Origin of the sequence: Geobacillus sp. 47C-IIb, from assembly GCF_014679705.1 — a bacterium.
Lineage (GTDB): Bacteria > Bacillota > Bacilli > Bacillales > Anoxybacillaceae > Geobacillus > Geobacillus thermodenitrificans.
The window spans coordinates 2,439,096-2,463,085 of the sequence record NZ_CP061473.1 but is presented as its reverse complement, the minus strand read 5'-3'; the positions used below and the strand labels follow the sequence as shown (position 1 = coordinate 2,463,085).

26 protein-coding genes and 2 pseudogenes are annotated in these 23,990 nt (G+C 43.2%); 1 reads left to right on the top strand and 27 read right to left on the bottom strand.

What is annotated here, in order from left to right; translation table 11 throughout:
* Nucleotides 1-64: 64 nt before the first annotated feature.
* The 7 genes and pseudogenes from IC804_RS12385 to IC804_RS19100 form a co-directional block, all read right to left on the bottom strand.
* Entirely contained in the window at nt 65-526 is a 462-nt protein-coding gene (locus IC804_RS12385) for an Imm30 family immunity protein (protein ID WP_011886783.1), read from the bottom strand.
* Nucleotides 527-549: 23 nt separating this feature from the next.
* Nucleotides 550-795, bottom strand: coding sequence for a hypothetical protein (locus IC804_RS12380; protein ID WP_011886782.1), 246 nt, complete (start codon nt 793-795; stop codon nt 550-552).
* Nucleotides 796-805: 10 nt separating this feature from the next.
* A complete protein-coding gene (locus IC804_RS12375) occupies nt 806-1,327 on the bottom strand; it encodes a hypothetical protein (RefSeq protein WP_370543792.1) in 522 nt (173 codons plus the stop codon).
* Nucleotides 1,328-1,642: 315 nt separating this feature from the next.
* A complete protein-coding gene (locus IC804_RS12370; RefSeq protein ID WP_011886780.1) occupies nt 1,643-2,068 on the bottom strand; it encodes an SMI1/KNR4 family protein in 426 nt (141 codons plus the stop codon).
* Between the two features lie 17 nt (nt 2,069-2,085).
* A complete protein-coding gene (locus tag IC804_RS18675; RefSeq protein ID WP_171355695.1) occupies nt 2,086-2,493 on the bottom strand; it encodes an HNH/ENDO VII family nuclease in 408 nt (135 codons plus the stop codon).
* A 51-nt stretch (nt 2,494-2,544) separates the two neighbouring features.
* Nucleotides 2,545-2,952, bottom strand: coding sequence for a hypothetical protein (locus IC804_RS19105; protein ID WP_369802856.1), 408 nt, complete (start codon nt 2,950-2,952; stop codon nt 2,545-2,547).
* A gap of 25 nt (nt 2,953-2,977) precedes the next feature.
* Nucleotides 2,978-3,025: pseudogene (locus IC804_RS19100) on the bottom strand (hypothetical protein); the annotation flags it as partial.
* Between the two features lie 445 nt (nt 3,026-3,470).
* Between IC804_RS19100 and IC804_RS12360 the strand changes: the two are divergent.
* On the top strand, nt 3,471-4,604 hold the full coding sequence (locus tag IC804_RS12360) for an IS4-like element IS5377 family transposase (RefSeq protein WP_015374614.1): 1,134 nt from the start codon (nt 3,471-3,473) through the stop codon (nt 4,602-4,604).
* Nucleotides 4,605-4,679: 75 nt separating this feature from the next.
* Here the strand turns inward: IC804_RS12360 and IC804_RS12355 are convergent, their stop codons facing one another.
* The 20 genes and pseudogenes from IC804_RS12355 to IC804_RS12265 all read right to left on the bottom strand — a co-directional run bounded on the left by IC804_RS12355 (nt 4,680) and on the right by IC804_RS12265 (nt 23,980).
* Entirely contained in the window at nt 4,680-5,240 is a 561-nt protein-coding gene (locus IC804_RS12355) for an imm11 family protein (RefSeq protein ID WP_011886777.1), read from the bottom strand.
* On the bottom strand, nt 5,240-5,377 hold the full coding sequence (locus IC804_RS19095; protein ID WP_370543776.1) for a hypothetical protein: 138 nt from the start codon (nt 5,375-5,377) through the stop codon (nt 5,240-5,242). Before IC804_RS19095 ends, IC804_RS12355 begins: the two co-directional genes overlap by 1 nt.
* A gap of 4 nt (nt 5,378-5,381) precedes the next feature.
* Nucleotides 5,382-5,555: an AHH domain-containing protein gene (locus tag IC804_RS19090; RefSeq protein WP_223812951.1), complete on the bottom strand. Its 174-nt coding sequence runs from the start codon at nt 5,553-5,555 to the stop codon at nt 5,382-5,384.
* 49 nt (nt 5,556-5,604) lie between these two features.
* A pseudogene (istB, locus tag IC804_RS12345) lies at nt 5,605-6,370 on the bottom strand (IS21-like element helper ATPase IstB).
* On the bottom strand, nt 6,367-7,452 hold the full coding sequence (locus tag IC804_RS12340) for a hypothetical protein (RefSeq protein ID WP_370543775.1): 1,086 nt from the start codon (nt 7,450-7,452) through the stop codon (nt 6,367-6,369). Before IC804_RS12340 ends, istB begins: the two are co-directional and overlap by 4 nt.
* On the bottom strand, nt 7,344-7,955 hold the full coding sequence (locus IC804_RS19085; RefSeq protein ID WP_223812843.1) for a helix-turn-helix domain-containing protein: 612 nt from the start codon (nt 7,953-7,955) through the stop codon (nt 7,344-7,346). Before IC804_RS19085 ends, IC804_RS12340 begins: the two co-directional genes overlap by 109 nt.
* 323 nt (nt 7,956-8,278) lie before the next feature.
* On the bottom strand, nt 8,279-8,560 hold the full coding sequence (locus IC804_RS12335) for a hypothetical protein (RefSeq protein WP_008881167.1): 282 nt from the start codon (nt 8,558-8,560) through the stop codon (nt 8,279-8,281).
* 9 nt (nt 8,561-8,569) lie between these two features.
* Entirely contained in the window at nt 8,570-9,307 is a 738-nt protein-coding gene (locus IC804_RS19080; protein ID WP_370543774.1) for a hypothetical protein, read from the bottom strand.
* Complete coding sequence (locus IC804_RS19075; RefSeq protein WP_370543773.1) at nt 9,285-9,491, bottom strand: pre-toxin TG domain-containing protein; 207 nt, start codon at nt 9,489-9,491, stop codon at nt 9,285-9,287. The genes IC804_RS19080 and IC804_RS19075 overlap by 23 nt, the downstream gene beginning before the upstream one ends.
* 236 nt (nt 9,492-9,727) lie before the next feature.
* Nucleotides 9,728-10,078: a hypothetical protein gene (locus tag IC804_RS12320; protein ID WP_029761977.1), complete on the bottom strand. Its 351-nt coding sequence runs from the start codon at nt 10,076-10,078 to the stop codon at nt 9,728-9,730.
* 5 nt (nt 10,079-10,083) lie between these two features.
* Nucleotides 10,084-11,190 carry a pre-toxin TG domain-containing protein gene (locus IC804_RS18660; protein ID WP_011886774.1) on the bottom strand — a complete coding sequence of 369 codons (1,107 nt, stop codon included), beginning with the start codon at nt 11,188-11,190 and terminating at the stop codon, nt 10,084-10,086.
* A gap of 6 nt (nt 11,191-11,196) precedes the next feature.
* A complete protein-coding gene (locus IC804_RS12305; protein ID WP_029761876.1) occupies nt 11,197-11,508 on the bottom strand; it encodes a DUF5082 domain-containing protein in 312 nt (103 codons plus the stop codon).
* Between the two features lie 82 nt (nt 11,509-11,590).
* Nucleotides 11,591-12,073 carry a type VII secretion protein EssA gene (gene essA / locus IC804_RS12300; RefSeq protein ID WP_081157542.1) on the bottom strand — a complete coding sequence of 161 codons (483 nt, stop codon included), beginning with the start codon at nt 12,071-12,073 and terminating at the stop codon, nt 11,591-11,593.
* Nucleotides 12,063-14,843: a type VII secretion protein EsaA gene (gene esaA / locus IC804_RS12295; protein ID WP_008881173.1), complete on the bottom strand. Its 2,781-nt coding sequence runs from the start codon at nt 14,841-14,843 to the stop codon at nt 12,063-12,065. Before esaA ends, essA begins: the two co-directional genes overlap by 11 nt.
* Before the next feature lie 23 nt (nt 14,844-14,866).
* Nucleotides 14,867-19,306, bottom strand: a complete 4,440-nt coding sequence (gene essC / locus IC804_RS12290) for a type VII secretion protein EssC (protein WP_081157541.1) — start codon at nt 19,304-19,306, stop codon at nt 14,867-14,869.
* A gap of 36 nt (nt 19,307-19,342) precedes the next feature.
* A complete protein-coding gene (essB, locus tag IC804_RS12285; RefSeq protein WP_081157540.1) occupies nt 19,343-20,629 on the bottom strand; it encodes a type VII secretion protein EssB in 1,287 nt (428 codons plus the stop codon).
* 34 nt (nt 20,630-20,663) lie between these two features.
* Complete coding sequence (locus tag IC804_RS12280) at nt 20,664-20,903, bottom strand: ESX secretion system protein YukD (RefSeq protein ID WP_008881176.1); 240 nt, start codon at nt 20,901-20,903, stop codon at nt 20,664-20,666.
* Between the two features lie 230 nt (nt 20,904-21,133).
* Complete coding sequence (locus IC804_RS12275; protein WP_008881177.1) at nt 21,134-21,427, bottom strand: WXG100 family type VII secretion target; 294 nt, start codon at nt 21,425-21,427, stop codon at nt 21,134-21,136.
* 276 nt (nt 21,428-21,703) lie between these two features.
* The gene (locus tag IC804_RS12270; RefSeq protein WP_008881178.1) at nt 21,704-22,036 is read right to left on the bottom strand and encodes a hypothetical protein; all 333 of its coding nucleotides are present in this window, start codon (nt 22,034-22,036) and stop codon (nt 21,704-21,706) included.
* Between the two features lie 15 nt (nt 22,037-22,051).
* Nucleotides 22,052-23,980, bottom strand: a complete 1,929-nt coding sequence (locus tag IC804_RS12265) for a DUF6792 domain-containing protein (RefSeq protein ID WP_081157539.1) — start codon at nt 23,978-23,980, stop codon at nt 22,052-22,054.
* Nucleotides 23,981-23,990 lie beyond the last annotated feature (10 nt).

Here is a 23,990-nt window from a genome sequence, read left to right as displayed (position 1 = left end):
GTTAGATTGAAAATAGAAAACCCTTGAAAAGCATATTGCCAATCAAGGTTTTCATAATTAGTTCTTAAATATTATCTAATACCTCATCTACTGACTCACCAAACAATTCTGGATCTTCTTTCTTTATATCTCCTAACAAATCTTTAATAATATTTCTTGTTTTGATGTCGATATTCTCCAAAACTTTTGCATAAATTGTACGCACATGGGGGTGATTTAATATTCTGTAATGTAAAATTTCTATCCATTCCCTCCCATAACTTATAACCGTTGGCACAGAAGTAGCAATTAGTTTTAACCCTTCCTCTATTTTATTCTTATATAAATGCTCAATAGTATGCACCAAGTTAAACATTACCTCATGGTGTTCAGTATTATCATCAAAAGCTAAAATTAAATCTTTAATAATTGAAACCTCACCATATTCATATATATTTTTTAAAGCTTGCTCAAATTCTTCCACTTGTTTTTCTGTCTTAAGCAGACGGTTATCGTATACCTTTTTTATTTCCGACTTAATATCCAAAAATATTCCCTCCTTATAAATAATTACTTCTTAAATAATTCTGGGTACAATTCCTTATTCAATTGAATTACATCTCTTAAACTTTTTCTTATTTTCGGAGTGTATAGCCCATCCTTCATATAAATTCTTCGAGCATCCCAAATATCATGTGCTAGTGCATCTCGGTAGCTAAGATTTAAATAATCGTTTAATTTTTCTCCAGAAAGTCCATAAGTATAAGTCCTACGGTGTCTTCCCCCAGTACCAGGATGTGGTTGTTCCATATTCATGCTAACACCATCATTTCGCTTTATACCGGCTTTTTTCAGCAGATGGCATATGGTGTGGAGTAAGGTTATCAAACGCTTTGCCTTGTTTTATTAATTGTTTGTAAGTTCCTACTTTCCCTTCGCCCGGCAATAAACCTTTTCCTGTACCCTTAGCACTCTTCCCAATCGCTCCCCCCTCAACGTTCTTTATCATGTTGAGGGATACATCTTTCGCTTCATTCATCCCTCCCTGAAGTGCTAAGCCCACATCGCCGGCATATGCCGGCTGCCAGGAAACGGAGGCGACACTTTTGACGAATTCATCCCACTGCTTCTTAAACAGGCGGGCGGTTTCCGTCAACGGCGCTTTGACGACTTGATGGTAGATTGTTTGGAAGAACCCTTTTATTTTATCACCGTGCACGACATGTTTCACTTTCGACAAGGTGGAAGCGGTGTCGAGCGCCTTCGCTCCCTTGATCGCTGCTTTTCCGGCTATGCCAGCGCCTTTGGCCGGTGGAACAACCGACAATAGCAACATCCCGCCTGCCAGCAGCCGATCTCCCGCTGACAGGCGCTCCCCAGTGATCGGATCGTACTCGCCAAATAGGCGCTACACGTCGTACCACTTGAGAAACTCCAACCCCAATTCCTTCATATTGTCAGCGAACATTTGATCCGCTTGGCGCATCGCAACGGTAGTACGCTAGATCAGTTCTTTGTTTTTATGAGATTTTCGAGGGCACACGAGCAGTGAACTTCGTTTTTTAAAACAAAAACCTTGAAAGGCTTGTCGCCAATCAAGATTTATTTTTATTTGCGTTTTCCAATTCAACCCAGAATTTTATCCATTCATTTTCTCATATACCTACAAGTTATCAATTCCTTCTTGAAACATATCCATTATATAATCATCAAATGTATCATAGCGAACGGAAAGTTCTTTCCCTCCTCTAACCCAACTATACACTTTTTCGTCACGAACATCCGCCGAATACATACATCGAACAAATTCTCCTGAATCTTCGATAACAATTAGTTTCTTATCTAGCCCTAACTTTCGCCATCTTTCTGTTGCTTTTACTACAGAAGCCCCAAGATTTCCTTCAATACCTAAGATTTCAACCCCGCATATACCGCCTGAGCCATATTCCTTTAGAAAAGCACGATAACTTTCAGGGAACTGTAAACCGAGTATTTCTTCAGCTTTTCGGATCTCCTGCTCTGATGCGCCTCCGAAAAAATCCCTTTCCTCTCCATACTCTTCGATCATTTTTTTTATTTTCTCATTCATCACATTTTTCCTCCCTTCTAATCTTCATTTGCACGCATTTTCCAATAGTTGCTCCTAAAATTATTACATTGTTTTTCAAGCAACGAATCATTTCTAAAACTATTTCCGTCCTCTACCAAGCCATGTAATTCTCTGCTGAACTTATTATGTATAGATTCAGCAATCTCAACCATTCCCCTAGGCTCTTTTTGAATCAGCTTGTGAAGTTCGACTTTACTTTCTTTCCTGTCTTTAACAACATAAGGGGATTTTCCTTTCAACATCAGTTCTTTATTAGTCACCCCGGCTGCTGCAGGATCTTTCGGCACATAATTTTTCTCAATCTCTATTTGGTAAACTCTTCTTGACACATCTACTTCCTTGCCCGCAACCTTAACTGTTCCTTTTACTTCTACAACAGAATATTTATCAGGTAACCAATCCAATTGGATTTTTTCTGAAGATAGCTTAGTAGCTTTTAGTCTTATAGTTACTTTCTACTTCGTTGTACTACTAATTATCCCTTTTCCAACCGTTTCCCCTTCAACTCTCTTTATCATGTGGAAAGTAGCATCTTTAACTTCATTCTTGAACCCACTCATCCATCCCCGAGACGCCGGGCCTACTCCGGCATACGCCGGCTGCCAGGAAACGGAGGCGACACTTTCGACGAATTCATCCCACTGCTTCTTAAACAGGCGGGCGGTTTCCAACAACGGCGCTCTGACGACTTGATGGTAGATCGTTTGGAAGAACCCTTTGATTTGATCGCTGCGCACGACATGTTTCACTTTCGATAATAGGGTAGAGGCGGTGTCGAGCGCCTTTGCTCCCTTGATCGCCGCTTTTCCGGCTATGCCGGCGCCTTTGGCCGGTAGAACAACCGATAATAACCAACATCCCAACTGCCAGCAGCCGATCCCCAAACGACAGGCGCTCCCCAGTGACCGGATCGTACTCGCCGAATAGGCGCACCATCCAAGAAACTCCAAACCCAATTCCTCTATATTTCCAGCGAGCATTTGGTCCGCTTGGCGCATCGCGGCGGTAGTACGCTAGATCAGTTCTTTGTTTTTATGAGATTTTCGAGGACACACGAGCAGTGAACTTCGTTTTTAAAACAAAAACCTTGAAAAGCTTGTGGCCAATCAAGGTATCATTTTTCATATTTCTTATCTATAAGTTCTGCGATTTTAGCTTTAAGTGTTGCTCTTAAACATTACTCACACTATAGTGACCAATAATTTTGGTGCTGTCCTTTTTAATTTCAATTAAGCAATTCCAAAGTAGAAAGTGAAAAATTTTTATATGATATTTTTGCAGGCGTGTTGATTATCCAATAAAATCCAAAGGGTATAGAAAAAAGAGCACCTTTCCTGTAGAATGTGAGTAGCGACACAAACAAACCCAGGAGGTGCTCTCTATGAACAAGCATACCACACTCCCGAATTTGATGCAAAAACTTGTTTCGGATGAAGAGATTCAACTGATTGCCGAAGCGGTTGGGTATCGTGATTCGTCTCGAACCTTTACGTTGCGCGAGTTGATTCACTTCTTCCTGCTGGCCGCCATGCATCAATGGAAAAGCTTTCGCCACGGAGCCGATGTGGGGCCTCTGTATGGATTGCCGCGATTCCATTATTCAACTGTATCCAAGAAAGCGAAAGAAGTTCCCTATGACATCATGAAACGCTTGTTGGCGTTGATCATTTCCAAGTGCAACCGCCAAACCCGCCGTTCGCTTCGGTTTCCCAAACCGCTTCGGGTGGTGGATTCGACGACCGTCACGGTCGGGAAAAACCGCCTGCCATGGGCGCCGTATCACGGCGAACGCGCCGGAGTGAAGCTGCACGTCGCGTATTCGCCGGAATCCTCGTTGCCGGCAGACGTGGTGGAAACCATCGGACTGCGTCATGATGGCCCGGTGGGAGAACAGTTGACGAACGCTCAACAAGTGCTGGTGGAAGACCGGGCGTATTTCAAAATCGAACGCCTCGATCGATTTGTGGAGCAGCATCAGCTCTTTGTCATTCGGATGAAGGACAACATCGAACTTCATCAGAAAAAAAGCTTGAAACGCCTTTCCAGCACATCCTCATCGGTTCAAGCCGACTTCACGTGCCAGTTGGGGACGAAACAATGCCGCTCCACCAAGCGTCACCGGGTGGTGATCTTTCGAGATGCGAATGGCCGCGACATTCGGGTCGTGACGAACCTCTTCCATGCGTCTGCGGAAACCATTGCCGACATGTACCAACAACGTTGGACTGTTGAGGTCTTTTTCCGTTGGGTGAAGCAATATCTGAATGTCCCGACCTTGTTTGGCACGACGGAAAATGCGGTATACAACCAACTGTTTGCGGCGTTCATCGCGTATGTGTTGCTGCGATGGCTGTATGATCAAACCAAAAAACAGACGAACGTCTCTCTTTCCTTCATTTCGTTCGTTCGCCGTTTTTTCTCTGGGCAGCTTCCTCTCGATTGGAAATCCGGGATGGCCGCTGCTTTGTTTGAGTATGCCCAAATTTATGGAAGGCGTATGTCTAATTTTGGATAATCAACACTCGTGATATTTTTGGTTCTTTTAAGGAAGTCAGATCCTTATGATTCAGAGCCATATTACTGTATAAAATCAGATTACTTTAACCTCTAAGAAGTCAAATCCTGTTATATTATTTTTCTCTATTAATTCTCTAAGTTCTTCTGATATGAATATTGGAATTTCATCACCCTTGAGTTTAATAATATGCTTTGATTGTATTGCCTCTTTACATAAAGCATATTTTTTAATACTATATATTCTTTCACCATCAAGCTCAAACACACTGTAATCTGAATGTTCTAAGTTTAATGCATCAACAACATTCAAAATGTTAGCTACAGAAAAACCTTTTAAAATTTTATTTTCACCTTTATTTACTACATTTACAGGAAGATATTGTATACCACTATCTACTTCTTCTAAAATCGCTTTAAATCTTTCAGAAACTATAAACCATCCTAAATTATTTGCTAAATAATCTGTTAACTTTTCTGCTTCTTTAGGGTCAAAGTAAAAGGTGATTTCGCTATTCCAATTATGAATGTACTTACCTTCCGATAATTCATATTGTTCAAATCCCTTTGTATCTATACAGTGTGCTACTACATCTCTATCGTCACTATCATCCATTAGCAACTTATAAAACCTCATTATTTCTTCCTCCAATAATCTTTATAAAGCATCTCTGGGTTCTTTCTAATTTCCTCTTTTAGTTGTTCAAATAATATTAAAAATTTCCTTTTATCCCCCTTAGCTATTTTATCAAAATTCCTAATATTACTTAACACATACTCATGATAAGCATTTGGATGTCTTCCCTGATGAGGTAGTAATTTCTATATTCCAAACGCCATCCAAATCTAGTCCATATTTTTTGGTTATAGCCTCTATTTGTGAAGTATATTTTTTACTTTTATTAGTAGCATAATGATGTTTTTGTAAAGGTTTACCCGTACCCCATAGCACTCTTCTCAACTACTGTAACCGTCAAGTAAAATTGAACACTTTTTGCTCATTAATTTTGAACAGTTTCATCGCTGAAAATGGAAATTCTATGCTTCATGCGATAGCTGTCTCCGTTTAAATGAATCACCTCTGCCCGATGAATAATTCTATCTAATACGGCTGTAGTGATCGCTGGATCCCCCAGTAGTTCTCCCCATTCACTTGGTCCCTTGTTGGACGTTAAAATAATGGATGATTGATTGTACAAGTCATTGATCAAATGGAAAAACAAATTGGCTTCTCGTTGATCCATCGCCATAAACATGAGATCATCGATAATCACGAGGTTGGATTCTCTTAGACGCTGAAGACGAATTCGAGATTTGCGAGTGATTTCTTCTGTTTTTAACGCTTGAATCAACTCTCCCATGGTAATAAACGTCACTTTATACCCTTGATCAATCGCCTCCATCCCAAGTCCAATCGCTAAATGGGTTTTCCCTACACCTGGCGGTCCTAATAAAATTAAGTTAAAAAGTTGGTCTAACCATGCGAGTTCCCGCAATTGATGAAATTGCCGTTTTGTCAGTGATGGCTGTTCATCCAGCTGAAACTCGTCCAATGTCTTGTAATACGGGAAAGCTGCCCATTTTAGACGCCTTTCCCGTGCTTTTTTCTCCCGACAATCTTGTTCATACTGTAATACTATGGACAAAAAAACGAAGATAGGTCATCTCGTTTGTTTCTGCTTGTTTCACTAGTACAGGCAGGTGAAAAGCCGTTTCTGTCAAACGCAACGTTCGCAATAACTCTTGTACTTTCGCCAGCTGGCTCATTTCGTTCTTCCCTCCAAAATCTCAATATATTCTTCGATGCTTCTGACAGCTGGTTGAGCTTCCAAAACCGAAAGGTTCCCCTCACGTAATGGTTGAATTCGGTTCACTGAAACGACTTTGTCGGAAGTGTTCCATCTATGTTGTCGTTGTAAGTAACCGACCATATCTGTAAATGCAGAGGCGCTATACAACTGTAATTCCATACATTTTTGCAGCGCTTGGCTGCACAGAGAGAGTGGAGATTGAGCCAGCTGCTTTTGAATGAGCTGTAATTGATCCCGTATATATCGTGGATAGTTTTTTCGTATACGTTCGAGATACTCCTTGGCCGCATCCGGATTTTCAAATTCATGGGCAATCCTCTCGAGATACACATCGATCCCTTTCGCTCGATCACGCAGATGATTCCGGTTTTGAATGAGTTTCCCTTTGCCGTGAGTGATCGGGTGTTTCCCTAAGTATTCCCCGGTTTCCAAATCATAGATCAGGAGTTCTTGTTCTGCCTCTTGAATGACGATTTGCACCGTTTTCCCAAACGATGTATAGGTTCCGCACGGAACCGTGTATCGATTGGATTTGTACAGAATGGTATTGTCCTTTCTCACCGTCCTTGTTATACTGTTGGTAAGGTTTGTTTTGGGGACACCAGTCACGTCCAATGATGGAGAGATCGGTCGTAAGTGTGCTTTTTCGAGTTCGAACACATCGGCCGGTCTCTTTTTTGTCGTATTATGAACTCTGCCGTTTCCTGTTCGGCGCAGCCAATTCCATCCTTGTTCATTCCATGCATCGATAGTAGTAAAGATCCGATGTTTGGCAAAGTTATGTTTGATAAATCCTACGACGTTTTCGATTTTCCCCTTACTTTCCGGATCTGCCTTTCGACATACATGAAGAGTCAAGTTTCGTTGTCTCCGATAGGCTTCAAATTCGGCCGTGAGAATGAGATCCCCGGCATTTTCGCTGACCACAATCAGGTTGTCCTGATCGTAAACCAGTTCGTTTGGGATTCCCCCAAACCATTGGAACGCATTCTCGTGCGCTTGGATGACATCTCTCGTCGTAAAGGACGATTCAGCCACTCCATGTATTTATAACGGGAGTGCGAAAGAACAAAGGCGATAAAATATAACACGATATCCTTTCCTTGTTGATTTTTTACTTTGACTTTTCCAAAATCGACTTGCGCTTGGTGACCCATTGGTGGATCTGGCACTGCTTGATATTGGCGGACAGAAGTTTCTTTTGGGATGTTCCACTCCTCTCGTAAATTCCTCACATAGCTGCGGACCGTACTTTCTCCCACACGGAGATCGGGATATTGTTCCTCCAGCCAATCTTGTACTTGAGACGCTGATAGATCTGGATGCTTCTGAATCCAATGTAAAATAATCTCTCGGTAAGGGTCTAACTTTTTTCTTCGCTGCTTCGTAGAAGCCAGCCATATCGTCATTTCCTCTGGTGAACGTTTTAAATAGTTATATAATGTCGTTCTGGATATGTTTAATTTTTTAGCGATAGTGGCTTTACTAAATCCTTGCTTTAAGAGCTGATAAATTTCCATGTACACTTCCCACTTATCCACCTTTCCATCCCTCCAACAGCTAGATAGCATTCAACATCTATCATAGCTGTTCGGAGTAAAATTGGTAAATGAGTGTTCAATTTTATTTGTCGGATTCTGTCCATTTTAGTTTAGCAGTTACAACTACTCCCTCTCAACGTTCTTTATCATGTTGAGGGACGCGTCTCTTGCCTCACTCATCCACACCAGAGACACTGAACACCCCATACACCGACTGCCACGAAACAGAGGCAATGCTTGTAATACAGTCACGATGGCAGGTACAATAGAAAAAAACCTTGAAAGGCATGTTACCTTTCAAGGTTTTTTCTTAACCCTAAGCTTTATCTCCATCTCCAATTTATTTCTCCATCCTCATACACAGCAGGTAAATAAATTCCCTTTTTATCTCCATGACTATCTACAACAAACCAATTATCATCATTCAACCATTCCTCATTATATTCACTTTCTTTAAAATGATTTTCCTCATTCGTTAGATCCTCAAAAAACTTCCTAAACTTCACCATATTTTGATTCGCTATAAGTTTACCGTATACCCACATACCTTCAGTGTTAATATCCTGTATTTCACCTAGACATTCATTTTGAAAATATAGAAACATATTTAATACTCACTCCCTAGGATAAATTTTTATGAATTTGCTAGGTACTTCACCTCTTATCAAATACTCATTATCTCTCTCAGTCCAATTTAATGCCCTTTTCTTCCAAAAATCAGAAAAAGATCTATCTCGTTCGATTAATTTTCGAATCTGTTTCGGAGATAAAATAGCTACATTCTTAACTTCTCCTGACCTAATGGCTTTTCTCAAAGAAGAAATATCTAACTCTATTAAATAATCTCCGTAATTTCCAACAACGAGTTTGTTACCGGTAAAACTAATATAGGGACTATTTGATTTTGCTTTCCTTCTGTAACCTCCGAGAATATGCTCTATAACAGTAACTTGCCGATTTTTATATATGCCTTTACTATTTGCAGGAACTAAATTACCTGAATCTGATATAAACGGTTTACCAATTCCATTAGGTCTTTTAGATGAGTGCAACAAACTATCTCCTCTATAAAGTTTATTCGTCCCCCGTCCAACCGCCTCTCCTTCAGCTTTCTTTATCATGTGGAAAGTGGCATCTTTAACTTCATTCTTGGACCCACTCATCCACACCCGAGACGCCGGGCCTACTCCGGCATACGCCGGCTGCCAGGAAACGGAGGCAATGCTTTCGACGAATTCATCCCACTGCTTCTTAAACAGGCGGGCGGTTTCCGTCAACGGCGCTTTGACGACTTGATGGTAGATTGTTTGGAAGAACCCTTTTATTTTATCACCGTGCACGACATGTTTCACTTTCGACAAGGTGGAAGCGGTGTCGAGCGCCTTCGCTCCCTTGATCGCTGCTTTTCCGGCTATGCCGGCGCCTTTGGCCGGTAGAACAACCGATAATAACCAACATCCCAACTGCCAGCAGCCGATCCCCAAACGACAGGCGCTCCCCAGTGACCGGATCGTACTCGCCGAATAGGCGCACCATCCAAGAAACTCCAACCCCAATTCCTTCATATTGTCGGCGAGCGTTTGGTCTGTTTGATGCATCGCTACTTAGCTCTGTTATAAAATGAAAAAACCTTGAGAAGCTATAGTCACTGAAGGTTAGTATAGAAGCTTTTGATTTCTATTGATAACACTTAGATCTCAAAATTCAAAAATTGCTTTAAAAGAAAGTTATAAATGGTATATCAGTAAATATAAAATGTATTCCTAAACTTGTTATCTATTCTCTTCATCATACTCCAAAAATAGGTCTTGTAAATCTCCATTAATTGGTTCATTATTGTTGTTAATTGTCACTTTAAACTCAATATCCTCTTCTCCTATTGATACTACCCCATCTAACACCCCTAAAATATTAGATACAGCATCCACTTCTACTTGTTCGATTATTTTAAATAATATTTCTTTATTTTTATCTGATAGTTCCGAATAAAACATCAATGCTTCTTTCCAATAGGGGTCTGTAACTTCATTAATATCAGTATTATTGAATATATCTCGATAAAAATTACGATTTTCTTTTATAATTGACTGATGTAAAAGTTTAACAAACTCTTCTTTATTCATATATCTCATCTCCTTCTCATCTCTGGATACAATTGTTTATTTAATTCAATTAATTTTCGAAGTTGAGAATTAGGAATGTCTGGATATACTCTTCTTAACTCCATTATATCTCTTGCTAATAATTGTCTTGCACTCTCAATTCCTTTTGAACTTCTCGAAACTATTCCCCTAGGACCTTTTCTTGTATGTCCAGCTTTTGGTACTAATATTGCTGGTGCATTATTTGGATCATAATTTCGAATGAATTTTTTCATAATTACTTTTTGTCCAACATGATGTGCATCTAACCCCGGTACACCTTTTATTTCTTTATATAATCCTACATCATACTTACTAAATTTACCCGTACCCTTAGCACTCTTCCCAATCGCTCCCCCCTCAACGTTCTTTATCATGTTGAGGGATACATCTTTCGCTTCATTCATCCCTCCCTGAAATGCTAAGCCCACATCGCCGGCATATGCCGGCTGCCAGGAAACGGAGGCAATGCTTTCGACGAATTCATCCCACTGCTTCTTAAACAGGCGGGCGGTTTCCGTCAACGGCGCTTTGACGACTTGATGGTAGATTGTTTGGAAGAACCCTTTTATTTTATCACCGTGCACGACATGTTTCACTTTCGACAAGGTGGAAGCGGTGTCGAGCGCCTTCGCTCCCTTGATCGCTGCTTTTCCGGCTATGCCGGCGCCTTTGGCCGGTGGAACAACCGACAATAGCAACATCCCGCCTGCCAGCAGCCGATCTCCCGCTGACAGGCGCTCCCCAGTGACCGGATCGTACTCGCCGAATAGTCGTTGCACGTCGTACCATCCGAGAAACTCCAACCCCAATTCCTTCATATTGTCGGCGAGCGTTTGGTCCGCTTGGCGCATCGCGGCGGCGGTGCGATACAGAAGTTCTTCGGCTTCGTTCAGTTTGTCTTCATAACGCTTCAGCCAATGAACGAGTTCATCCCTCAGCTCTTCGATCGCGGGTGTGCTGACGCCCGGGAGATTCATCACAAGGGAGGAGAGCTCCCACGATAACGTCGTCCGTGCCCGTTGGCACGCATCTTCCGCTTCGGGAATATGTCCGGCGACCGTTTCCAACTCATCAGGCTTCAATCGAATCATAGTGGATTACAACTCCTCTATCTTTCGACGAAGACGGGCGATTTCCCTGCTGATTTCGTCAACCAATTCATCCGCCGTCGTCCCAATTCGTGTCTCGAGTTGCTTTAAATCAGCATAAATCCACTCATACGCTTCCCGCGCCTCTCCTTGCCAGTGCGGAATATATTCATCGTTGGCGCGATGAAAGCTGCGAATGCCATCTCGGAATTCTCCCATTGCTTCATGCACTTGCCCTTGGTAAGACCGTAAAATGGAGATCGCTGTTTCGTATGCTCTCCTCTTTATTTCCTTTTCAATTGACTCTAACGTCGATGACACTTGGATTCCCTCCCCAATTTCATGTTCCTCACTCATCGTCTCACCTGTCCGCAATGCCCCCTTGCATCCCCCGTTAAACTCCTTAACGGACAAACTGTTTCATTCGGGGGACGACGATCGCAAACATCGCTGCAAGCAGTGCGAAAATGAGAATCCCAAACACCCAAAGCAAATGGGACGAATTCGTTGCTTCCTCCTCATTCGATGCGGGACGAGACGAGGTGGTTATTTCCTTCGCTGATGAAAACAGCTTTAACTTTTCGGCTTTCGTGGTGATCGTATTGGTGTTTCGCTCTGAAGATAAAAACAATTGCGCTTTTGTCCGCTCCAAAACAGAAGGAGTCGATCGCTGAAATGTCAATGTCAACTGTTCTTTTGGAAGCTCTTTTTTCCCGTTTAAAAGTGACTGCTCCCGAATATAGTCTGTGCGCAATTCAACGGGGTTCCTCTCATATTGGTTTGGTTCCACTGATGGCCCTTCATCCGCCTTTACCTCCTTCGCCACTGTCATTAACAACAACAGGACAAGAAGGAAAAGGAACGAAAAACGCCCCTTATCCTTCATACATTTCCCCCTCCTCTTGTTGGTCGGCAAGGCGATGTTTCAAAAACGGGACAGCCGCCATCAATAATGACAGAACCCCCATCATTACGACGGTCGAATAAAAGATTTGTTGATCTCCGTATTGAATCGATATATACGTTTCTGCAATCGGATGCTCAAAATGGAAGTTAGGCAACACTAAATCGAGCAATGGAGTGATGAAGAAAAGTACAAGCCCGACTCCAAGAATCCAACCGGTAAACGGTCCGATCAAAAATGCCAATCGAACCATCGAAGAACAGAAGAATAACAAAACGATCGTCAACACGCTCCACTTGATGGCTCGCACATCTTGCATCGGATAAATTTTCAAGCTATAGATATTGATGATTAACCCAACCACCACATTCATCAGGAGCAATAGAGCAAGCTGCAACATGAATGGGCTATTAGAATAATAATGAAGGAAGAAACCGATGAGCATGCCGCACAGCAAAACAATGATCAACACTACAACCGGCGGCGTATACGTCGTTTGTTCCTCTGGTAAATCGCCCCTTACTTGCACAGGGTTTGTTAAATAATCGTACACATAGCCATTGGCCTGTTGATCGATCATCGTGTTGTTTAAAAGGCGATATACGTCATTGCGAATTTGCTTTGTCGTATTCACATTGGCCGCCCATTTATCATTCAATTCGTCTGCTTTCGTTTGAACTGAATCTATTTTTTCATGCAGTTCATTTGTATAATCAACAATGTGATCTTGATCTTCGGCAATCGAGGCGATGAGATCGGAAATTTGTTGTACATCTTGCATCGTGTTTTGTTGGATCGTTATGACAAATTCCCCATCGTTTCCTCTCCAAATCTCTTCTGTTTGTTGTCCTTCATTTACCGCCTCTTGCAGTTGCATCGTCACTTCGCTCACCGCATCGCTGAGCTCCTGCAACTGGCCTGTGATCGTCTCTTGCATTTTTTGCACGTTTTCATCGTATTCCTGTATATACCCAAGCGTTGTCTCTATAAATGATTCTGTACTTTCTTCAGCCGCTTCCACTTCTTTCAGCGAAGACGCTGAGTGTTGCTCCAGCTCCTCAAAATACCCTCGCACATCCGATAGCATCTGGAAAATAGCATCTCTTTGATTCCAATTCATCAAGAGCTGATCAACTAACTCTTCATCAAAACGAGTTGTTTGCTGCACTGCCTCGTCGAAAATCGATAACCATGCAAAATAGTCTAGAAGATCGGCTGTATTTCGATTTTGAATCACCGCTTCAAAATGAGATGACAACACTTGTTTGCGGCTTTCTGGCAGCGCCGGCGACGCGAGAACCGCCTGTTCCTTTTCCTTGATTTGCTGCACAATATCGTCGATCGAATCGGCTTTTCCTTCAGTTAATTGTTTGTTCAGCTGTTCGACGAGTTGTGCATATTTTTGCTGCCATTGCTGTTGCAAAGCGAGTTGTTGTTGCCACGCTTGTTTCGTCTTTTCCATTTCCGTCTCAAGTTGGCTTATCGAACCTTCAATATGCTCCCAGCTTTCCTGCGGACTCTGCGGTTTGAACGCTTGCCATTGTGCTTTCAAATTGGCAAGTTGTTGCTGCAATGCATCCAACAAATTCTCATCGGCAGGTTGCGGTGGCGCTTCAATTGGTGCCGGTTGCTCTTCGTCTGTTTGGCCCGGGGAAGGAGATTGCAGTTTTTGTCGAAACTCAATGAGCGACTGCTGCAAACGATCGAGCGTTTGATTGTTGACTTCTATCTGATACTGACGAACAAACTCTTTCTTCCATGTGAGCAACTGTTCAAATTGTTCCTGAACCGTTGATTGTTTCAGCTGCTCATTGAAGGTCATTAGTGATGTGTGGCTTTCTGCCACCGTGTTTCGCAAAGTGGTGATTGATTCAAGTAAATTTTGCTCTTGATGGCGAACGTCCGGCTTCACCTCCCATGGCTTCCCGAGCATCAAATCCATTCGTTCGTTAAATCTCTTTTTGTATTCATGAATCCCCTCTTGCAGAAGTTCGTTTTGCCGTTGTTGATATTCCCTGTATTGGCTCAGGCTGTCAACAAAAGCGGTGATTTCTGCTTCCGCCTCTTCGATTCCTTGCAAAGTGCCAGCGGAAGAATCTTTCGCATTGTTCGATGCCTCAAGCAGCTCCTGCAGCATATCTTTTTGCCTTTTAATCTCTTCGGCGAGTTTGGCTGAGCTAGGGGTATAAAAAGCGTACATCGCCTTCTGGAACGCGATTTCTTTTTCTAAGATGTCGTTAAATTTCTTCCGAATCGCCGCTATCTCTTGCGCCACGTAACTCCAATAGAGGGTGGACATTTTTTGATTGATCATGTTTTTGGATGCTTCAAGTTCTCTTTGCACCCGTTCCCTATGCTTCGCATCCAAATTCGGCTGGATTTTATATTGCACTGTGGCTTTTAATGGTTGCTTGTCATTAAACGATAAAATGTTTCGAGAAAAATCAGAAGGCAAATACACGACTGCATCGTATTCATTGTTTTTCAACCCGTTCTCCGCCTGACTGCGGTTCACTACCGACCAATGGTAACTTGAACGGTCGGCAAGGGCGGGGACGATCTCCTTGCCAAAGAAATAGGTTTTCTGATCGTATTTCGCCCCCATATCTTCATTGACAACGGCAATATGATTGGTCGCCTTGTTTGTTTGTTTCATTGGGTTTTGGCCAATGAAAGCAAAAAACAGTACGGGAAGGCTGACAATGAAGATGATCAATCCAATCAATTTCGCGATTTTCCATTTTCCATTCATATCCGTTCTCCCGATCCTTTGATTTATTCGACTTTTGGAATTTGGATTTTTTGGTCTTTTCCACCAACGACAAAATAGCCAAATCCCGGTTCAATTTCTTGTTCGTTTCTTGTAAAAGGCAATGCAAACAAGCTTTGCTCAGATTTTTTCGTTACGAGAATGGCCTGACGAATTTGTTTCAACTCCGCTGTCAATGCGTCAAACCCTTTCACAAATTCATTGGCATTTCCAGCAACAAACACATGGAATCCAAGATGGCTGTACTGCTTCATCATGTTGGCAATCCGGCCTTGCATGATGCTGTCGGTTTCTTGCTGAAGGCGCAAGAGGCTGTCAACGACGAATACAACCGGCGGCCACGCCAACGTTGTCGCACGATTTTCGTTGACTGCTTGAATATACTCCCTCTCTCGTTGTTGCAACACAGCATCCGCTTCGTTCAACCACTGCGCTAGTCTCTCTTTTGCTTCTATATAAGTAATGTCGTCCCGATTCGCGTAGCCGGCGAGTCCCCGGTCGATTCCATCCAATAAGCCGATGCTTTCCGGTTCTTGCACAAGTAAGGACTCTAAAATGACCTTGACCACGTTTGTTTTTCCTTTTCTTGATTGCCCGACAATCAAGCAGTGCGGATCCGTCCGCATGTTGATCGCCACTGGGCGAACCGTTTGCTCATCGAGCCCAACAGGAATGAATCCTGAAGCTCGGTGTTGAACATACGTGTTTGTAAAGACGGACATTGACAGCCGCGGTGGAAGCATTGGAATCGGTTTTGGCTTCGGTATGTGTTGATATACTTCTTTTAATCGTTCCATTTCTCGTTTGACATTCTCGAGCACTTCGATATCGTCTTCCCCGTCAGCCGGAAGATAGATTTGCGTTAAAGCTGCATTATCTTTTTTTACCAGCGCCCTGCCCGGAATCGGATCAACATCGTACGGCGTTCGCCCAATCAGCGAAAACTTTTCCGAACTGTCAATGAAGTAATGAACAATTTTTGTTTTTAAATTGTTCATAAGCGGCGGGCGAATTCCACTCACTCTTGTCGCTGTCATGATGAAAAAGATTCCAAGGGATTGCCCGTCGCGGGCATATTGAATCAACTGCGTTTCAAAGTCAGGCATTTCCTCTTTTACAACATCAAAATTGTCAAGTGCCACTATAATAATGGGAAGCTTCTCTTCTGACAGCGCATTATATAATTTAATCGTGCTCACTTCTTTTTCCATAAACCGTTGTTTGCGCTGCTCCATTTCCTCTTTCATGAACTTGATGAACTTTTCTATTTTCTTTTCATCGTCTAACCGAAAGTAGTCAGCTGTATGCGGCAACTGGCGCAACGGCAATAACGCGCTGTTTCCAAAATCAAAGATGTAATAATGAAGCTGCGCCGGGTTGTAGGCACCCGCAAAACTTAGAAGTAGCGTCATCATCGTCGTTGATTTTCCGTATCCTGCCGAACCAAAAATACCAATATTCCCATCTTCAAGCCATTGATAGAAATAATCAGACTGACTTTGCAGTTCTGGCTCGTCTTTTAAGCCGATCGGAAAGGCATTGGCCTCCGCTGTCACTGAGGCTGGGCGCGCTAAACGTGGAGGAAGCGGCGGAAGCCATGGGCTTGGTAATTTTTCGATGTTTAATTGTTTTTGTGTCTCAATGATTTGCTCGACTACCATTTCAATTTCCGTTTTTGGCTTTTGGCGGCTTCGCTTCCGATCCGTCGCCACATTCGACACCGGCACAAGACCTAAATCGGTCACGATATGAATTTCATCCTCCGCCTCGACTCCTTCCTCCACATATGGTGCACCGCTCCATGCGGATTGAAACAGTTCGTATACTTCATTATTCCCAACTTGCAGATAAGCTCTTCCCGGCACTGTGATCGCTGCGGCGTCACCATTTCTCAAAATCTCTTTGCTGTCATTTACATCTTGCATTTTTAAGCTGATCCGAAAGCGAGCATTGCTCCAAATTTGTTCGTCAATGACACCCCGTGGCTTTTGCGTTGCCAAAATGAGATGGACGCCCAAGCTCCGGCCGATGCGAGCGGCGCTTACTAATTCACGAATAAAGTCCGGCTCTTCGCTTTTCAATTCCGCAAATTCATCGGCGATTAAAAATAAGTGTGGTAAAGGCTGTTCTGCTTTGCCTTGTTTGTACAATTCCATGTAGTCATTAATATGGTTGACTTCATAACGATCAAAAAGGCGCTGCCGTTTTTTCAATTCGCTGTTGATGGACGCGAGCGCCCGAGCGCTGAAGTTTTTGCTGCCATGAATGTTTGTGATCGTGCCGAGTAAATGCGGCATGTTCTTAAACGGTTGCGCCATGCCGCCCCCTTTGTAGTCAATAATTAAAAAGGCGACTTCATGCGGATGGAAATGTACTGCTAATGACAAAATGTACGTTTGCAGCAGTTCACTTTTCCCCGATCCCGTCGTTCCAGCGACTAACCCGTGCGGCCCGTGCGCTTTTTCATGCAAATTTAATTCGACAACGTCGTTTCGCCCCTTCAATCCAATTGGGACGGCCAACGAACGGGACGTTTGACATGACAACCAGTTTTGGACGATCTGCAGCTCATTTGCCCGGCGTGTTTGCATCATTTCTAAGAAAGTTACTTTTTCTGGTATTGAATTGCTCATTCCTTTTTGATGATTCAATGAGCGTAGCATTCGGGCAAATGATTCATTTCCTTCTGTTGAATGCTCATCCAGCTGAAACGGAATATGTGCCGCCTTCCGATGCTGAATGACAATCTCACCTTCCCGCTCGTTAATGTATTGCACGAGCGTATGAACGTTTTCCGTTAAGCTCTCCTTCGTCTCTGAAGCAAAAATAACGGAAATGCCAATGTCTTCATTTTTTTCTTCCAAATACTCTAAAATCACATGTTCCGCAATTAACGAACGGTCGGCTACAATAAACACAAAATGTGGGGAGAACCGTTTTTTGTCTTTCTCTTCGTCCAAGGCACGCTCCCGCAACATCTCGTATATCGATGACAGCAATTGATCACGCGTCTGCTCGTTATAAATGAGCCCTTTGGCGAATGAATTCGGCAATTGAAAATGCGGGAGCCATTTCATCCATTCCCAATGCTTATAATCATCCTCTGAGAAAATCGCCACAAACCGCACATCATGATAGCTGTGGAAAAACGCGATTTGACCCACCAACTGCTCAATTTCACCGTTCACAATGGATCGTTTCCCAACCATTCCGATCGCTCCGTGTGACACATCAATTGGAAGCGGCACATGTTTTACGGTTTGATACACCTTGGCTATATGTTGTGCCTGCTCCAACAAATCATCGATTTCCCGGTTGGCCAAATCGCCCATGCTCACTGACACCTCATAAGTGGCCGGCACGTCCGCCGTTCCGATTCGCACATGAAGAAAATCGGCGCTCTCCGCCGTTCTTTCCCAAATGCGGCTGTTCACTTGCATGACGAATGATTTCATCTGCTCAAAGGACGGAAAATGATAGTATAATACGTTTCTTTGTTTTTCGGATAACGCTTGAAGCTCTTCCCTCTTTTGCTCCAAGTAATTTGTATAAATGCGCCGACGTTTTTCTTTTCTCATTTGGCGTGCCTTTTTTTCCCGCATATATTGCGCTGTCGATGTTACGATCGTCGTTGCAAACATGGCAATCGAAATCATAATGAAAACGCCCCGAGGCTGTATGAGAGCCACCGCGCCAATCACTAGCAACATCATAACCGGCGGCAACACCATCAACCATAAACCACGCGGGTCACCGTCCCCTTCCTGACTCGGGAATGAAATGCTCACTTTGTCGCTCGGCAACTCATAAATCATACGCGGCGTCCGACGGTACATCGGATATTTTTTCTTCATCTCGGAAAGAGGCGGCATCGTTTCGGTCAGCGATGAAACCACCTCTTCGCTACTGGTCACCGCAAGCAAATCTTCTTCGATAAACACAAACTGCATATATGGACATAAAAGAACATCGCCGTTTCGCAGCGACACAGCATCGGATAGCTGCACCCCATTTAAAAACAATGGAGCATCATCGTCTGGGATGACGACCCATTGTCCCCGATGCTTTCGCAACGAAAAGCGGGCATTCGTTGTCTCAATATCTGCTTGAGGATCATTGGAGACAAGCACCTCGCTTTGTTGCCCGACATAATAAACATATTTTCTCTGTTCTTCACCGCTCCATGCGATCGTCATTTGTTGCCCATCAACGTCAACCGTAATGGAACATCCGGGCTTTAGCTCGCCGATCTGTCGGCCTCCTTGCAATACCGCAAGCGTCGAGCCGTCCGATTTCTTTTCGATTTGGATATATCCGTTGCGAAATGAAAAAGATGAAACGGTCACGTGGTGTTCTAACTGATTGCCAATGACAATGACCTTCTCTTCGTTTGTCAGCGAAAACAGTTGGCAATACGTTTCATACAAAACCCATAGTTGGCTCATACAATCCTCTCCTAAGATGCCCACAGCTGCGCTTTTTTACTTTTGGGACTTTTGATTGTTAGTAGCAGACGGTTCATGCGACGATTGCGTTGTCTCACTAGATGAATCAGCGGCTGGCGTGGAGGCCGGCGGCTGTTGTTCGCTTTGTTGTTCTTCCTCTAATTGAGCTTCGCTCTCTTTTCGTTCCCTCTCGTATTCCTTTATTTCCTGATCAATTTCATCCAATTTTTTCTGTTTTTCGTCCCCTGACAAATCTGCATCGCCCTTTATTTGTTCTCGATATTTTAAAAGCGCGTACACAATTAAATCCCGATCCTCTATCGTCCGCGCCAATTCAAGCGCCTCTTCACTTTGACCACGGCCGATGTAAATCCAATACAACATATATTGCTCATCTGTTTTGAGCGTAATATTGTTCGATACCGTTTGACGCTGCTCTTCTGTGAGAGATTCCGTCATGACATAAGAAGAAGCAAGCTCGTACTGAATGACATATGGCATGTCTTCGGGCGCATAATCTTCCAACGTGGTAATGACATCGCTATATTTATTTTGCAAAAACAACTCTGTACTTTGGATATAGGCCTCTTGCTTCGGCTGCGCAAAAAAGAAAGAATAAAATACATAGATGATTGCAGGGATTAACAATCCGATGACCGAAAAAAATATGTACCTTTGCATGTTCCATCTTTTTTTGGGAATGTGCACTTTAGCCCGTTCTTTTGCCTCTTCTTCATCCACCCATTTCTCTAAAACTGCTAACACCGCATCCAAATGATCCGCTTGCCATAATTCCTTCGCAATCGGGGAACATTTCAACGTTTCATGAAACTTCAAGTATTCGTCAAAGCGATATTCGCCTTCCGTCAAAGCAAGCACCGTCGCTTTCACTTCACGAAGAAGGCGCTCGTCATCCCACTCATCAGGGGGCAAACTTTCTTTCACGCCCACATGTAGAAAAAACGGCTCCAATGCCCGGTTAAACATCAGGTTTTCCGGACAGACGATGAAAATCAATCGGCGAGCGGAATGATGCTTCACCTTGGAAACAAGATGGAGAGCGGCTCTGATGCGAGAAAGTAATGTGGTCTTTCTTATCGCCGCAAACGTCAAAAACGATGAAGGCGGTTTGATCACCACTTTTACCTCATCTTCGGATACATCGATGTCCCGCACGATGCAAGGGTCAACTTCCTTTAGCACCTCTAATTCCAACGGATCCTGCATTTTCAATTTGGCGCGCTGAAAGATGACCGTATATGGCTGATCATTGATCATGACAGCATCTAGTTGCGTTTCCAAATACGTCTTTTTTTCACTCATAATAAAATAATGCTCCTTATCCCATTCTCGATGGTTACAAAATCACAATGCGGTCCCCATTGGTAATACCGCTCGCCTGTAATGTCGCACAACCAGGGAAGACCGCTTGTTTATTTTCAACCCGCACCCAGCAGCCTTCCCTCGGTGGCGTCGATATGTTTTTTAACTGCCAAACAATCTCCACCATCTTCTTAATCGAATACAGATCGGATAAACGAAGATCTAGTACATCGTGCGTATAATGGCGAAGGTCAATCGTGACCTGAATATACATGGTTGGGAATCCTCCGATTATATACATGCTCATTGAAAAATGAAGCTTCATTGTTGCCTGCGGCGACCTCCCCATCCGATAGGCGGCACCTACATGGGCTTGGAAGGAATGGTCGCAACACTCACGGTGTTCAAGAGGAACAGCATTGAACTCTTTATCTAACATGCATACAGAAAAAAGCGCCATAATCTTTTGTAAGATTTGTAGCGCTTTTTTCCGAATGTCTCCCTTTATCCGCGAATTTGGCTGGCAATTTGTTGATCCGTGTCTTCCAAAATGGTAGCGGAATTGTGCAATTGTTGCCCCACTTCGTTCAATAGAACAGCCATTTTTTCAAATGATGGGCGCAACTCTTGATACTGTTGGATAAACGCTTCGCTCGAAGCACCTTCCCAAATCCCTTGAAGCGTATGACTCATTTGATCGAGCCTTGCAATGAGTTCGGTGACATTAGAACTCTCAACGTTATATTGTCTGGCAACACCACGCAGTTCTTCCGGTGTGAGACGAATCACGCCTGCCATTTTCCAGTCCCCCTTTAACCAGATTTTTCCCCTACAATTTTAAACAAGAAAATTACCATCAAGCAACAATATAAATACATTTATATAAAAATAAGTATTTTATACCATATTTTATTAATCTCAGTATCTACTTTTTTCATATCCACCTTAATAAAAACGACTGAAAATAAAAAAAATGGTGAATATAGACCTATGTCACTAGGCTCCGACCATTCGAAGGCACTTTTTATCTTGTTCTCTTCCGGCTGTCCCCCTGTTTATCTCCGATGAGAATTTTTATCCCTTCATCTCTCGTACGATTACATCGTAATACAAAGTGATGTTCTGTCCCCTCATATCGTTGATCATATTCGTATAGCGCAGGGCAGCTGTCTTCATGCTGTTTTGATACATTTCACACTGCCATTCGTTCCTCTTTTGATATTGCTCGATCGCTTCATTGGTTTTATCAGCTATTTTTCCCTGCATGTCCTTCATGGCGTCACGGACCACTTGCACTAAATCCCTGTCGCATTCCTGCATTCGATGCAACAGTTGAATAAATCCCGTTGCCTTGTCCATCAAATCTTGCTCCACATCAAAATGGTAAAGCATATTCAATTGTCTCATACGTAACATCCCTCTTTACTCATAGCGCAAATCAAAAAGATTGGCTAACTGCTTGTCTTTCTCAAAAAACTGCTCAAACGCCTGTTTGATGTTGGCGATGAGCTCCCTCCCTTTGGCAATCTCTTGTTCGTAGGACGCAAACATTCCTTCAAACGCATCAGGAATGGACGGATCCATCGTAGGAATCGACTCATGCACATCAATTCGACGCAATACATACACTTGTTGCGCGTCATACGAAAACGAGCCCAACAAGTGCTGGTAGGCGCTTGGGTTTTGTTCCATGTCTTCGATCTTTCTTATGAGCTGTCGCTTTCTCCCCTCAAAATCTTCGACATACTCTTGGATATAAAGCCGCTTTATCTGACGCAACACCGCTTCTTTCTCCTCCGTAATGCGCAGCCCCTTCTGATATAGACGTACCGCTGACGATATGTTCAGGCGAATCTTTTTCGTCCCCTTTTCCGTCTCGATCCACCCTACTAAGATCATATTCCCTTGCTTGTCATACTCTCTTCCTTTTGCGCGTGCGAGGGTGTTGATCACCTTATGCAGCGAATGCGCGTCGACACTCGTAACCGCAGCTTCTCTCACATCAGCCATATGTCGGTTAATCGTCTGAAGCCGGGCGAGGATATCCGTCACATAATGTTTGATCTGTTTGAACACGACAAATAGTGCGATCCCCGATGAAAGCCCCCCGAGCGCCATGAACCAAACCGCGTTGTTCCGCACATCGCTCAATATCTGATCCAGCTTCTTGACATCTTGCTCAATATGCTTCACTTCCTGCGAAATCGCTTCTTTTTGTTCCATGGTGAGAAAACCGGAGTCGACGAATGCCTGCAGAATCGCCTCTTTATGTCGCTGCAATATTTTTATATGTTTTAACAATTCCGGGATTTTCTCTCTCATGTCCTTGAACATATCGCTTACTTTTTCCACGATGTCAGGCATGTTCCATACATAATCGCCCACATCATATTGTGTAAGCGATTCGATCCACTCGAGATCGACCCCTGTCATCGCTTGGACGACCCCGTCCAAGCCCTTTTCATTGTATACATCCGCATATTGCGAGAAATACAGTTGAATCGCCTTTACATCTTGATCAGGGATCTTCTCAATCAAGCCCTTGAGGCTCGTAAATTGGTTGTTCGTATCGATCCAGTCACGGCTGCCTATATCAATAAATCCCCGCACCCCGCTCACCGCATACAGCAGATCCTCCTGAGCAGTCAAATGATGGATCGAATGTTCATCTACGCGCTTCTTATAATATTCCTCCGCAAACGCCTTCAACTCCGCAGGGGGGAGAGAGTAGATGGCGTTGTCATTTTGTATAGACTCAATATCAAATTTTTTCTCTATTTCTTTTCGAAAACCACGATCTATATACGCCAAATGATAAACACTTGGTGGTGCATCATTGATCACATAGACTTGATCAAACACTTTCTCAATGAGCTGGAACATTTGTGCATGATTGCCACCTAACGAATGACCAAGCCCTATTGCCTGGAGTTTTATAGTCGCTCCTCTCTGATTTAATTCCTCGTTAATTTTTTCGGTCACTATTTTATCGAAACGAAATGCGTGGCTATATTGTTTGTGACTTTTCCCCACAAAGATCCCAAAGAGATTATAGGCCCAATCAAGTGGCTTCCACGTATCATGTTCCGACATTTCACTTCCACGAGTGATTGTATATTTTTGATTAATACCTTGTTTCTCATCGTAAAAATGAATAATCGTGCCGTCAAATCCGAAATCCTTCCCCTTTTTAAAATCGTCTGAACGATAGACTTTAATGTAGGCGGGAGGTTCCTTTCCCGTTTCTTCTATATAAATACGGCGAATTTCCGCTTCCGTCAAACGATCATATTCTAACGCCATGATTCTCGCACGCAACAGATCCGTATCTAACACAAGTTTTTGCGACACAGCGTATCCC

Coding starts and splice junctions, on each gene's coding strand:
- IC804_RS12380 (WP_011886782.1), bottom strand. CDS start 795: ATGAATATGGAACAACCACATCCTGGTACTGGGGGAAGACACCGTAGG.
- IC804_RS12370 (WP_011886780.1), bottom strand. CDS start 2,068: ATGAATGAGAAAATAAAAAAAATGATCGAAGAGTATGGAGAGGAAAGG.
- essB (WP_081157540.1), bottom strand. CDS start 20,629: ATGAGTGAAAAAAAGACGTATTTGGAAACGCAACTAGATGCTGTCATG.
- essC (WP_081157541.1), bottom strand. CDS start 19,306: ATGAGCCAACTATGGGTTTTGTATGAAACGTATTGCCAACTGTTTTCG.
- IC804_RS12355 (WP_011886777.1), bottom strand. CDS start 5,240: ATGAGGTTTTATAAGTTGCTAATGGATGATAGTGACGATAGAGATGTA.
- esaA (WP_008881173.1), bottom strand. CDS start 14,843: ATGAATGGAAAATGGAAAATCGCGAAATTGATTGGATTGATCATCTTC.
- IC804_RS12320 (WP_029761977.1), bottom strand. CDS start 10,078: ATGAATAAAGAAGAGTTTGTTAAACTTTTACATCAGTCAATTATAAAA.
- IC804_RS12280 (WP_008881176.1), bottom strand. CDS start 20,903: ATGTATATTCAGGTCACGATTGACCTTCGCCATTATACGCACGATGTA.
- IC804_RS12335 (WP_008881167.1), bottom strand. CDS start 8,560: ATGTTTCTATATTTTCAAAATGAATGTCTAGGTGAAATACAGGATATT.
- IC804_RS19075 (WP_370543773.1), bottom strand. CDS start 9,491: ATGGTGCGCCTATTCGGCGAGTACGATCCGGTCACTGGGGAGCGCCTG.
- essA (WP_081157542.1), bottom strand. CDS start 12,073: ATGAAGGATAAGGGGCGTTTTTCGTTCCTTTTCCTTCTTGTCCTGTTG.
- IC804_RS12275 (WP_008881177.1), bottom strand. CDS start 21,427: ATGGCAGGCGTGATTCGTCTCACACCGGAAGAACTGCGTGGTGTTGCC.
- IC804_RS12270 (WP_008881178.1), bottom strand. CDS start 22,036: ATGAGACAATTGAATATGCTTTACCATTTTGATGTGGAGCAAGATTTG.
- IC804_RS12360 (WP_015374614.1), top strand. CDS start 3,471: ATGAACAAGCATACCACACTCCCGAATTTGATGCAAAAACTTGTTTCG.
- IC804_RS18660 (WP_011886774.1), bottom strand. CDS start 11,190: ATGATTCGATTGAAGCCTGATGAGTTGGAAACGGTCGCCGGACATATT.